This is a genomic window from Quatrionicoccus australiensis (assembly GCF_020510525.1).
Lineage (GTDB): Bacteria > Pseudomonadota > Gammaproteobacteria > Burkholderiales > Rhodocyclaceae > Azonexus > Azonexus australiensis_B.
Genome location: NZ_CP075188.1, coordinates 3,394,573 through 3,407,173 on the forward strand (window position 1 = coordinate 3,394,573; position 12,601 = coordinate 3,407,173).

At 62.2% G+C, this 12,601-nt stretch carries 10 protein-coding genes; 9 read left to right on the top strand and 1 reads right to left on the bottom strand.

Annotated elements, in window-relative coordinates; genetic code table 11:
• The first annotated feature begins 9 nt into the window (after window positions 1-9).
• A complete protein-coding gene (locus tag KI612_RS16210) occupies window positions 10-456 on the top strand; it encodes a ProQ/FINO family protein (protein WP_226441102.1) in 447 nt (148 codons plus the stop codon).
• 27 nt (window positions 457-483) lie between these two features.
• On the opposite strand, the gene KI612_RS16215 is transcribed toward KI612_RS16210, so the two are convergent.
• Entirely contained in the window at window positions 484-708 is a 225-nt protein-coding gene (locus KI612_RS16215; RefSeq protein ID WP_226441103.1) for a hypothetical protein, read from the bottom strand.
• 143 nt (window positions 709-851) lie between these two features.
• Here KI612_RS16215 and KI612_RS16220 point away from each other — a divergent pair, with 143 nt between their 5' ends.
• From KI612_RS16220 to KI612_RS16255, 8 genes are all read left to right on the top strand, one after another.
• A complete protein-coding gene (locus KI612_RS16220; protein WP_226441104.1) occupies window positions 852-2,399 on the top strand; it encodes an autotransporter outer membrane beta-barrel domain-containing protein in 1,548 nt (515 codons plus the stop codon).
• A gap of 158 nt (window positions 2,400-2,557) precedes the next feature.
• Window positions 2,558-3,769: an efflux RND transporter periplasmic adaptor subunit gene (locus KI612_RS16225; protein WP_226441105.1), complete on the top strand. Its 1,212-nt coding sequence runs from the start codon at window positions 2,558-2,560 to the stop codon at window positions 3,767-3,769.
• 9 nt (window positions 3,770-3,778) lie between these two features.
• Window positions 3,779-6,904, top strand: a complete 3,126-nt coding sequence (locus tag KI612_RS16230) for an efflux RND transporter permease subunit (protein ID WP_226441106.1) — start codon at window positions 3,779-3,781, stop codon at window positions 6,902-6,904.
• 1 nt (window position 6,905) lies between these two features.
• Window positions 6,906-8,333 (top strand): efflux transporter outer membrane subunit, encoded by a 1,428-nt coding sequence (locus tag KI612_RS16235; RefSeq protein ID WP_226441107.1) that lies wholly within the window; start codon window positions 6,906-6,908, stop codon window positions 8,331-8,333.
• A gap of 31 nt (window positions 8,334-8,364) precedes the next feature.
• The gene (locus KI612_RS16240; RefSeq protein ID WP_226441108.1) at window positions 8,365-8,994 is read left to right on the top strand and encodes a TetR family transcriptional regulator; all 630 of its coding nucleotides are present in this window, start codon (window positions 8,365-8,367) and stop codon (window positions 8,992-8,994) included.
• Between the two features lie 81 nt (window positions 8,995-9,075).
• Complete coding sequence (locus KI612_RS16245; protein ID WP_226441109.1) at window positions 9,076-9,501, top strand: hypothetical protein; 426 nt, start codon at window positions 9,076-9,078, stop codon at window positions 9,499-9,501.
• A gap of 43 nt (window positions 9,502-9,544) precedes the next feature.
• Window positions 9,545-12,082: a sensor histidine kinase gene (locus KI612_RS16250; protein ID WP_226441110.1), complete on the top strand. Its 2,538-nt coding sequence runs from the start codon at window positions 9,545-9,547 to the stop codon at window positions 12,080-12,082.
• The gene (locus KI612_RS16255; RefSeq protein WP_226441111.1) at window positions 12,075-12,437 is read left to right on the top strand and encodes a response regulator; all 363 of its coding nucleotides are present in this window, start codon (window positions 12,075-12,077) and stop codon (window positions 12,435-12,437) included. Before KI612_RS16250 ends, KI612_RS16255 begins: the two co-directional genes overlap by 8 nt.
• Window positions 12,438-12,601 lie beyond the last annotated feature (164 nt).

Genomic DNA, 12,601 nt, shown 5'->3' on the forward strand with positions numbered 1-12,601 from the left:
TTTCGAACGATGAACACCGCTACCGCCACACCCGACGTCGCCCCCAGCCTGAGCCCGCGCGCCCTGCTCAAGAAGTTGCAGGCCGACTTCCCGGTTTTCCGCGACAGCCAGCCCCTGGCCATCGGCATCGACAAACAATTGCTGGCCCGCCTGCCCGACATCGAACGCAAGACACTGCGGGTTGCCCTCGGCATTCACACCAATTCGCTGCGTTATCTCAAGGTCATGGAAAAGGCGACGGTTCGCTTCGATCTTGATGGCAACAGCGCGGACGAAGTCACCGACGCGCATCGTGCCCATGCCCTCGAAGCCATCCGCGAACGCCTGAAGAAGGAAGCCGACAAGCGGCGCGCCGAAAAGGAAGCCGCCGCGGCCGAACATGCGGCAGCGGAAGCAGAACGTCAGCGCACGGAGAAGATGGGCCAACTCCTCGCCAAGTTCGGGCGCAACAGCTAAACCAGTCGCGCCACCGGCAAGCAACACTCAGCGCCGCCGCAAATTGCCTTCCCAGCTGCAGCGAAATTCGCCGCAGCGATAACGGTAGACACGCAAAAACAGGCTAAAAAGCCGGTCGACCGGTCGCCGCCGGATCCGGCTCAAGTCCCTGCTGCCACAGACCGGGCAAACATGCCGCGGCGAACTTCTGCCCACGACAAACGTCAATGGCGCCTGAAGCAGCCACAGCCACGCCCTGTTTTGCTTTTCCATCAGCACTCCTTGCAACCAATCAGGCAGAAAACCAAGACGGCAAAATAGTCGATGTTCATAACAGGCACATGACATCGACCATGACCTCGCCAACACTGACCAGCCCGACGTTCCGATTGACCTCACCTGGTCAGGAAAGCACAATGCAGCACCCATCCCGGATCAGAATCCCCCTGCCCATGTGCCCTCCCGAACTCAAGCTCCTTGTCGCGCTGGCCTCGGGATGCCTCCTCCTGACCGGCACAACGGCACATGCCGATACTGCCAGCAGCGTTTCGAACTGGAACAGCGGCATCGAGACCCGGTTTGCGACCCCGCTCACATCCGGCTCGGTCAACACCATTTTTACCGCCTATTCCGGAACCGCCGTGCCTTATGTCATGGGTACGTTTTACGTTGGCAGCACAGGTACGTTTACGGTCAGCCTCAATGCCGGCAGCGTCGGCCAGGGATTGCAGATCATTCGCGGCAGCTTTTCGCCCAATGCGGCAGGCGTCCCGACAACGGCACTGGCCGACGTGCTCTATGGCACCCAGGCCGGTGGTGGCGTCACGATCAGCAACATCAGCCTGAGTGGTGGACAGCAATACACCTATTTGCAGCTTTTTCAGGGATTCACCAGCGGTACGAATGCACTGCTCTCGCTCAGCGGCCCGGGCTGCATCAGCCTGGGCGCAAGCAACCTTTGCCTGGCGCAATACTCCCGCCTGACCAGCCCATCAACCCTGGCCACAGCCAGCCGAAGCAGCATGCTGGCCGCCTTCACGCAGATCGGGGAACGCCTGGACAACCTCCGCTACGGCGCGGCAAACAACCTCTCGGGCAATCTCGAAGGCTCGGCACAGGGTGCCGGAGAAAGCACAAAAAGCGGCCTGTGGATAAGGTTCTATGGAACCCGGGACCAGCAGACGGCAAAGGACGCTCAACCCGGCTACAAAGGTGACGGCTGGGGCAGCATCATCGGCCTCGACCACGAATTCGCCCCCGGACTAACGGGCGGCATCGCCCTCGCCTACTCGGACACAGGCATTTCTTACCAGAACGAACTGGCTGGCAACAGCAACTCCGTCAGAAGCACGCAAATTTCGGCGTATGGCAGCAGAAACTTCGGCAACTACTTCATTGAAGGGGTGGCAGCCTACGCGCAGCAGAAATACGACAACCGGCGTGACACCAAACTCAATGGCTATGCCTATGGCAACTTCACCGGCGAGCAATGGGGTGCTCGTCTGAATGGAGGCCTGCCGTTACGCTTGTCAGGCAATACCGTCATCACGCCTCAGCTTCGCCTCGAATGGAACCGGATCAGACAGGACGGCTACAGGGAAAGTGGCGGCGACGCTCTCGCCGTCAGTGTTGCCGAAAACAGCGTCGAGCGACTGCGAGCGGGGATCGGACTCCAACTCGAACACGCCACGACAATCGCAGGCATCAATGCCCGCCCCTATGGCAAGCTGTTCTGGCAGCACGACTTTCGCAACCAGGGAATCGACGCCAGCGCCAGCTTTGTCGACGGCAGTTCGAGCTTTGTCACACCGGGCCAGACACTTGATCGCAACACCCTGGCGATAGGCATCGGTATCAACTTCTTCAACCGGAAGAACTTCTCGTCGAGTCTCGGCTACCACCTGACCACGGGCAAGTCTTACTCGACACAAACAGCTCAAGCCAGCGCCCGCTGGACTTTTTAGCGCCCCCGGCAGCATCCGGGACAATAAACAGCGAACGTTTTCCCACCCGAAGGGTCGGTCGACACTCCCTGCGCAAAAGTTACACTCGGTTACTTACATACATTCATGCATGTATGTAGAATCCGAGCATCAATAATTCCACAATCCGGAGCCCCGACATGCCCCTCAACACCCAAATGCCGCACCGCATTGCCAAGCCCTTGCTGCTTCCGCTACTCGTCAGCACTGCCCTGACCCTGGCTGCCTGTTCCGGCGGCGAAGCGCCCAAGGGCGGACCGGGCATGGGGCCGATGCCGGTTACCGTGCTGGAAATGCAGCCGCGCTCAGTACCGAATGCACTGGAAGTCGTCGCCCAGACCGAGGGTGCCAAGGAAGCCGAAGTCCGCGCCCGCGTCGGCGGCATCCTGGTCAAGCAGCTCTACCAGGAAGGCCAGATCGTCAAGGCCGGCCAGCCGCTGTTCCAGATTGACCGCTCGACCTATGAAATTGCCCATGTCGAAGCCAAGGCCCGCGCCGACCAGACCGCACGCGAACTCGCGCGCATGAAGAAACTGATCGATGCCCAGGCGATCAGCCGCAAGGATTTCGACGACGCCAACAGCGCCAATGAACTGGCCCAGGCCGCTTTGCGCCAGGCCGAACTCAATCTTTCCTGGACCACGGTCACGGCGCCGGTCGAAGGCGTCACCGGACGGGCCGCCAAGTCGGTCGGCAACCTGATCACGGTCGGCAGCGACAGCCTGCTCACCTCGGTTTACCAGAGCGATCCGATGTGGGTGCGCTTCAGCGTCTCCGAAAGCGAAGCCGCCAAGCTGCCCGGCGGCCGCCTGACTGCCAAGACGGTGACCGGCGTCGAACTGGTCATGCCGGACGGCAGCACCTATCCGATCAAGGGCAAGCTCAACTTCATGGCCAGCACGATAGACCCGACGCTCGGTACACAACAGTTGCGGGCCGAATTTGCCAACAAGGACAACACCCTGCTGCCCGGCCAGTTCGTGCGCGTCCGCCTGCTCGCCGGCGAACGCGACGATGTCTTCGTGGTGCCGCAGAGCGCCGTGCTGCAAACCGAGCAAGGCAACCTGGTGATGACCGCCGACGGCGAGAACAAGGTGGCACCGCGTCCGATCAAGACCGGTGACTGGTACGGCAAGGACTGGGTCGTGCTGGGCGGTCTCAAGGCCGGCGACAAGGTCATCATCGACAATCTGATGAAGCTCAAGCCGGGCGCGCCGGTTGCACCGCATGGCCCGGGCGAGAAGCCGGGTGCCCCGGCCGCCGCCGGCGCCCCTGCTGCCGCGCCCGCCAAGGAAGGTGCTGCTGCCGCACCGGCCAAGGAAGCCGCACCGGCTCCCGCCAAGCAAGGTTAAGGAGCGAGCATGACCAGATTCTTCATCAACCGGCCGATCTTCGCGTCGGTCATTTCGATCATCATCGTCATCGCCGGGCTGGTTGCCGCGCAGGTATTGCCGATTGCGCAATACCCGCAGATCGCCCCGCCGACCGTGCTGATCTCCGCCACCTATCCGGGTGCTTCCGCCGAAACCCTGGCCAAGACGGTCGCCGCACCGATCGAGGAACAGTTGAACGGGGTCGAGAACCTGTCCTACTTCACCTCGTCGGCCTCGGCCAACGGCTCGGTGACGATTACCGCGACCTTTGAAGTCGGCACCAATGTCGACATGGCCTCGGTTAACGTCAATAACCGCGTCAAGGCGGCCGAACCGCGCCTGCCGGAAGAAGTCCGGCGCAACGGCGTGATCGTCCAGAAGCGTTCGAACGACATCCTGCAAGTGGTCGCACTCGACTCCGAAAAGGGCAAGTACAACACCTTGTTCCTGTCCAACTACGCCAGCCTGAACATCGTTGACGAGTTGAAGCGGGTCAAGGGGGTCGGCGACGTCACCATCTTCGGCGCCCAGGACTACTCGATGCGCGTCTGGCTGAAGCCGGACCGCATGGCCCAGCTCGGCCTGACCACGACCGACGTCTCGAACGCAATCAAGGCCCAGAACGCCCAGAACGCGGCCGGCAAGATCGGCCAGGAACCGGCGCCGTCCGACCAGCAACTGGTCTACACGGTGACCGCCAAGGGCCGCCTGCTGACGCCGGAAGAGTTCGGCAACATCGTCATCCGCGCCAGCGGCCCGAGCGGCGCGCTGCGTCTCAAGGACATCGCCCGCATCGAACTCGGCGCCTACAGCTACGACCAGACAGTCAGCCTGGACGGCCAGCCGACCATCGCCATGGGCGTTTTCCTGCAAACCGGCGCCAATGCCCTGGAAGTTGCCGAGCGCGTCCGCAGCAAGATGGACGAGCTCAAGGTCAAGTTCCCGGAAGGCATGGGCTACGTCATCCCGTTCGACACGACGCGCTTCGTCTCGGCCTCGATCAACGAGGTCGTGCATACCCTGATCGAAGCCATGGTGCTGGTGCTGGCCGTGGTCTATCTCTTCCTGCAGAGCTGGCGCGCGACGCTGATCCCCATGGTCGCCGTGCCGATCTCGCTGATCGGCACCTTTGCCGGCCTGTGGATTTTCGGTTTCTCGATCAACACCCTGACCCTGTTCGCGATGGTGCTGGCAATCGGTATCGTGGTTGACGATGCGATCGTCGTGCTCGAGAACGTCGAGCGCCTGATGGCCGAGGAAAAACTCTCGCCCAAGGATGCCTCGATCAAGGCCATGCAGGAGGTTTCCGGCGCGCTGGTCGCCATCGTGCTGGTGCTGGTCTCGGTCTTCGTCCCGGTCGCCTTCCTGGGCGGCATCGCCGGCCAGCTTTACAAGCAGTTCGCCGTCACCGTCGCCGTTTCCGTGGTGCTCTCCGGGGTCGTCGCACTGACCCTGACGCCGGCGCTGTGCGCCCTGCTGCTCAAGGCCCAGCACACCGAAAGCAAGCTGTTCGCCCCGTTCAACCGCCTGTTCGAGCGCTTCACCCGCTCCTACACCAGCACCGTCAGCCTGACGCTGAAGCACGGCATCATCGGCGGCGTCCTCTTCGTCCTGGTGATCGGCGTGGTTGCTTTCTTCTTCCGCATCATTCCCGGCAGTTTCGTGCCGGCCGAAGACCAGGGCTACCTTATTTCGGCGCTGATGCTGCCCGATGGCGCAACCCTGAAGCGCACCCAGGTCACCGGCGAAAAGATGCGCCAGATGGTTGCCAACGACCCGGCCGTCAAGCATACCTTCGTCGTCTCCGGCTTCGACCTGATCGGCGGCGGCAACAAGCCCAACGCCGGTACCATCTTCATCCCCTTGAAGGACTGGTCGGAACGCGATGCCAAGGCACAGGATCTGGCCGGCAAGTTCATGGGCATGGGCATGATGCAGGCCGACGGCCTGGCGCTGGTCTTCAACCCGCCCCCGATCATGGGCTTGGGCACGGCTGGCGGCTTCGAGGTCTATGTCCAGAACCGCGTCGACGGTGACACCAAGAAGCTCAATGAGGTTGTCCAGGGTTTCATGGCCGAACTGCAGAAGCACCCGGAATTCACCCGCGTCAGCACCTTCTTCCGTCCGACCGTGCCGCAACTGTTCGTCGAAGTCGACGAACCGAAGGCGCTCGCGCTGGGCATTCCGCTCGCCGACATCTACAGCACGCTGCAAAGCACGATGGGCGCGCTCTACGTCAATGACTTCAACAAGTCCGGCCGTGTCTATCGTGTCCAGCTCCAGGCCGAAGCCAATTACCGCATGAAGCCGGACGATCTCGGCAAGGTCTATGTCCGCAGCAGCACCAGCAACGCGATGATTCCGCTGTCCGCGATCAGCACCATCAAGCGCATCGTCGGTCCGGAGCAGGTTGAACGCTTCAACGGCTTCGTTGCCGCCAAGGTCATGGGTGACAGCAAGCCGGGCATCAGCTCGGGCGATGCGATCAAGATCGTCGAGGAAGTGGCAGCCGCCAGCCTGCCGTCGGGCTATGAAATCTCGTGGACCGGCCAGGCCTTCCAGGAAAAGCGCAGCTCCGGCTCTTCGCTGTATGCCTTCGGCTTCGCAATCATCATGGTCTTCCTGATCCTCGCCGCCCAGTATGAAAAGTGGTCGTTGCCGCTCGCCGTCATCATGGCCGTGCCTTTCGCCCTGATGGGGGCACTGACCGCGATCTGGCTGCGCGGCATGCCGAACGACATCTACTTCCAGATCGGCCTCGTCGTGCTGATCGGGCTGGCCTCGAAAAACGCCATCCTGATCGTCGAATTCGCCGCCCAGAAGTACGCCGAAGGCATGAACGTCGTCGATGCGGCACTCGAAGCCGCCCGCCTGCGCTTGCGCCCGATCGTGATGACCTCGCTCGCCTTCGTGCTCGGCGTCTTCCCGCTCGTCAAGGCGAGCGGCGCCGGCGCTGCCGCCCGCCAGTCGATGGGGACCGGTGTGTTCGCCGGGATGATCGCCGCGACTTTCATCGCCACCATTTTCATTCCGCTCTTCTTCATGTGGCTGGAGCGCGGCAAGCAAGCGCTGCCGGCTGGCCATGACCATGCCGCCCACGCGGAGGAAAACTGAGATGCACGCATTTGAACGAAACCTGCCGAAAATCCGCCTTGGCGCGGCGTTGACCGCTGCGCTGCTGCTCTCCGGCTGCGCCGTCGGCCCCGACTACCTACGCCCGAGCTACTGGTTTCCGGAACAGCACAAGGAAGCCGTGCCGGAAGCCCGTGCCGAGGCACCGATCAACCCGCAGTGGTGGACGCTGTTCGGCGATGCCGACCTGAACAACCTGGAGCAGCAGGCGCTGGACGCCAACCAGGACCTGCAGGCCGCGATCGCCCGCCTCGAGCGCGCCGAAGCCGTCGCCCGCGAAGCCGGTGCCGACTACCTGCCGACTGCCACACTGGGCGTCAATAGCGCACGCAACCAGATCAGCGGCGAAACCTTCAGCGGCCGCAACACCGGCCAGGCGACCTACAACAACACCCGGGCCGCCGCCTCGCTGAGCTATGAGCTCGATCTCTGGGGCCGCATCCGGCGCAACAACGAAGCCGCCCGCGCCGACGCCCTGGCCAGCCGTTTCGGCCGCGACACCGTGCGCCTGACGCTGACCGGCCAGGTTGCCAACGAGTATCTGGCGCTGCGCAGCCTCGACGCCCAGCTCGAAGTCACCAAAGACACGCTCGCCAGCCGCGAAAAAGCACTGCAGATCGTCAAGGCCCGTGTCGATGCCGGCTCGGCCGGGGCACTTGAGCAGTCGCAGGCGGAAAGCGCCCGCGCTGCCGCCCAGGCCCAGTGGAACCAGCTGCGCCGGCAACGCGCGATTTCGGAAAACCAGCTCGGCCTGCTCACCGGCCAGCCCGGCCTGAAAATCGCGGCCGCCAACCTCGACAAGCTGCCGCTGCCGCCGACGCCGCCGGTCGGCGTACCGTCCAGCCTGCTCGACGCGCGCCCCGACGTGCGCCAGGCCGAGGAAACGCTGATCGCGGCCAATGCCCGCATCGGCGTCGCCAAGGCCGCCTACTACCCGACGATCAGCCTGACCGGCCTCTACGGCGGCGAGAGCATGGCACTGGCCAAGCTCTTCGATGGCAGCGCCGGCATCTGGTCGGCCGCACTCGGCCTCTCAATGCCGATCTTCGACGCCGGCCGCACTGGCGCCCGGGTCGACCAGGCGACGGCGAGCCAGAAGGAAAGCCTGGCCAATTACCGCAAGACCATGCAGACCGCCTTCAAGGAAGTTAACGACGCCCTGGTCAGCCTCAAGGAATACGCCGACGAGGAAAGCGCCAACAACGCCCAGGTCGTCGCCGCCCGCCGCGCCCAGGAGCTGGCCCAGGCCCGCTACGAAGCCGGCTACTCCGGTTTCATGGAACTGCTCGACGCGCAACGTACGACCAACACGGCACAGCTGTCCTATCTTGCCAGCCGCAAAAATCGCCTCGGTGCGGCGGTCGACCTGTTCAAGGCGCTCGGCGGTGGCTGGCTGCCGAGCGGCAGCTGAGCCGGGCCGGCGACCGGAAAGGGAGAGAAAAATGGTCAGAAGAACCAAGGAAGATGCCCTGGTGACCCGTAACCGCATCCTCGACACGGCCGTCGAGGTGTTCAATCACAAGGGCGTTTCGCAAACCTCGCTCAACGACATCGCCAGGGAAGCCGGCGTCACCCGTGGCGCCATCTACTGGCATTTCGAGAACAAGGTGGCGATGTTCAACGCCATGATCGAACGCCTGATCTGCCCTTTGATGATCAATGCGGAAGATCGTGATGCGCGCATCGCAGCCAACCCCCTGCGTTTCATTCGTGAAGCAACCGAGGAGTTTGTCGGCAGGATGCTGAGCGACACGAACTTTCGCAAGGTGTTCGAGATTTTCTGGCACAAATGCGAGTACGTCGGTGAAATGGCCACCATACGCGACAGCCACCTCGACGAGGGCGAGAACCACATCGACATTCTGCAACGGGCCTTCACGCTGGCCCGCGAGCAAGGCCAGATCGAGCACGAGATGAGCCCGCATCAGGTCACCATCGGCTTGATCAGCCTGATTGACGGCCTGCTCTTCAACTGGACCAAAAATCCGGCCATGTTCCCCCTCAAGGAATATGCCGGACCTATCGTGGCGACGTACTTCCGCGGTCTCGGCGCCCGCTCCGGGACGCTTTAGCCAGGGAAAAAGGGAAACGGCGGTGCAAACCGCCGTTTCCTCTTGTATTGCCGCCAAGCTGTGCGAAAATCTTGAGCCATGATGAAGCGCACATCCCTGATCACCGTTTTTTTGCTTTTTCTTGCCGGTTGCGACCAGGTCAACCAGAAACTCGGCCTCGAAGATCCGGCCAAGAAGGAAGCGACCCAGCAGGCCGAAGGCAAGGCTGTCGGCAGCGCCTGCCGCCAGTCCGGCCGGGCCATCGAAGACTGCTACTCGATCTACAGCTGGCTGCCCAAGGCTTCCATCTACGAAGGCTGGAAGGAAATGGACGCTTACATGCGGGAAAACCAGCTTGAAACCGTAGCACCGCAACTGCCACCGCCGGAATCACCAAGCGCCGCCAAAAAGCGCAAGAAAGCCGAAGCGGCAGCAGCAGCAACGGAACCAGAAAGCGAAAAAGGTAGTTCCAAGGAAGAAGCCAAGAGCGCCGCCCCGGCCGAAGAAAAACCTGCCGAAAAACATTGATTAGCTCCGCCATCAGAACGCGGGGGAAACCGGAGGTGGAGACTTGAAACTACCCGCTCTTTTTGCCGGCATCCGTGGCAAGCTGATCGCAATCTTTGTCGTCATCAAGGTTGTTCCGCTGGTTCTGCTGGCCTGGTTTGCCTGGCATGCCGCGCAGCAACTGGGCGAAGAAGTTTCAACCAGGGCTGGCGGCATGGCGAATGCGATGCTCGACAGCATCAAGTCGGTCGGCAAAACCGTCACCGACGACTCCATCCGGGCCCTTGACCTGCGTTCGCGCGAAGCGATCGAGTCGCTGACCACCGATGCGGCAAAGGAAATCGCCGCCTTCCTCTACGACCGCGATCACGACATCCGCCTTGCAGCCGGGCTTGAGCCGTCGGAAACGGCCTTCAGAAACTTCCTGGCCGAGCGCACCCGGACCTTGCACCACCATGGCCCATGGCAACTGGCAGAAGACGGCAAATCCTGGGTACCGGAAAAAGCGCCGCTGCGTGAAGCCAAGGTCACCCGTCCCATCCTGCCGGATAACGCCAAGGATTTTCATGCCAGGCCCCCCGAATACTTCGGTGAAGCCGAGCAACGGCCGCTGTTTGTCGAAATGACTTATGTCGGCCTCGATGGACAGGAAAAGATCAAGGTCACGCGCGGCGACCTGACTGAAAAAGGCCTGAAAAACGTCGTCGACCGGCGCAACACTTTCGTCCGGGCAGAAAGCTATTTCCCCGAGCTGAAAAAGCTGAAACCCGGCGAGATCTACGTTTCCGACGTCATCGGCGCCTATGTCCCGACCCAGCTCGCCGGCCCCTACCTGCCGGCTACGCTGGAGAAGGCGGGCAAGCCGTTCAAGCCACAAGAGTCGGCCTATGCCGGCACCGAGAATCCGGTCGGCAAGCGTTTCCGCGGCATCGTGCGCTGGGCCATGCCGGTCGTCCGCAATGGCCAGATCAGCGGCTACGTGACCCTGGCCCTCGACCACGACCACATCCGCCAGTTCTCCGATCGCCTGATGCCGACCGAGGAGCGCTACACGCCGATTGCCGATGCCATTAAGGGCAACTACGCCTTCATCTGGGATCACAAGAGCCGCTCGATCTCGCATCCGCGCGACTACATGATCGTCGGCTACGACGCGCAGACCGGTCGCCCGGCAACCCCATGGATGGACGAGGAGCTGTACGCCGAGTGGCAGCAAAGCGGCAAGCCGGCCGACGAATTCCTCGCTAGCGTCCCGCCCTTCCGCGACCAGAATCTCAAGCGCAAGCCGGCCAGGGAACTGGTCAAGGCCGGCACGCTCGGCCTCGACTGCCGCTACCTGAACTTTTCGCCGCAATGCGATGGCTGGAATGCAGTGACCGAGCATGGCGGCTCCGGCTCCTTCGTCATTTTCTTCTCCGGCCTCTGGAAGCTGACTACCGCTGCCGCCATCCCCTATTACACCGGCCAGTACGGAAAGACACCGCAGGGCTTCGGCTTCGTCACGATCGGCGCCAATGTCGATGAGTTCCACAAGGCAGCCACCGAAACCGCCGCCAAGATCAACACCCTGGTCAACGAAAAGGACGCCAGTTTCAAGACACAGCGCAGCGAAATGCTCGATGACATCCAGAAGAGCCTGACTGCAACGGCCATCGGCCTCTGGGGTTCGACCCTGCTGATGATCGTTCTCGTCATCGGCGTCGCCGTGTGGATGGCCAACCTGCTGACCGGGCGCATCACCCGGATGATTTCCGGCATCCATGCCTTCCAGCAGGGTGACCTGAAGCATCGGCTCGATGCCCGTTCAGCCGATGAAATGGGCGAACTGGCTAGTTCCTTCAACAACATGGCGGACTCGGTCGAAGAGTCATTCAAACGTCTGGAAGAGGCGCGCGAAAAGGCAGAAGAGGCGAGCCGCCTCAAGTCAGCCTTCCTGGCCACCGTTTCGCACGAGCTGCGCACCCCGCTCAACGGCATTCTCGGTTTTGCCGAATTGCTCAAACTCGAACTGACCGATCCAACCCAGCAGGAGTACGCCAGCATCATTCACAGCAGCGGCGAACATCTGCAGCAACTGGTCACGGAAATTCTCGACCTGGCCAAGATCGAGTCCGGCGAAATGACCTTCCACCTCGCACCACTCGCCCTCGCCAGTTTCATCGATGAAAGCGTGGCCGTACATCGCAGCAGTGCCGCAGAAAAAGGCCTCGCCCTGCATCTGGAGTTTGCCGATGACCTGCCGGAACAGCTGATCACCGATTCCACCCGCCTGCGCCAGTTGCTCAACAATCTGCTCAGCAATGCCGTGAAATTTACCGAGCATGGCTCGATTTCTCTGCGCGTCGCCCCCGTCGGCAATGAAATTTCCTTTGCCGTCAGCGATACCGGCCCGGGCATCCCCCCCGAACACCACGCCACCGTCTTCGAAAAATTCAAGCAGCTCGAAAATTTCCTGACCCGCGAACACGGCGGCACCGGCCTCGGCCTCGCCCTGGTCCGGCAGCTGGTCGAACGCATGGGTGGTCGCATCACCCTTGAATCCAGCGTCGGCATCGGTTCCACTTTCACCATCTACCTCCCCCAAGGGGAAAACCATGACTGAACGTCACGCCCTCGTCGTCGACGACCACCCGACCAACCGCCTGCTCGCCATTGCCCTGCTCAAGAAACAGGGCTGGACGGTACACGAAGCTGAAGGCGGCGAAACCGCCATCGCACTGGCCAACAGCTTTTCGCCAACCCTCGTTCTGCTCGACATCAGCATGCCCGGCCTGTCCGGCGAAGACACCTGCGCCCGCCTGCGCGAATGCCCGAACGGCAAGACAATGCGCATCCTCGCCTATACCGCACACGCCTTTCCCGAAGAGCGGGCACGCTTCCTCGCCGCCGGCTTTGACGACATCCTGGTCAAACCGATCAACCGCCAGCTGCTTGAAGACCTGATCGCCGGCCTCTGATCCCAGTCCACGGCAATGAATGCCAACAGTCCCGGCTGACGGCATCAACCCGAGCAACAAAGGCCCACGGCTTTCTGCGCCAGCCAAAACGCAAGACGAAAATGCTTGCCCTGACAGCCATCTCCGGACTGCAGCCTGCCCCCACCGGAAAACAGGAAGGTTCG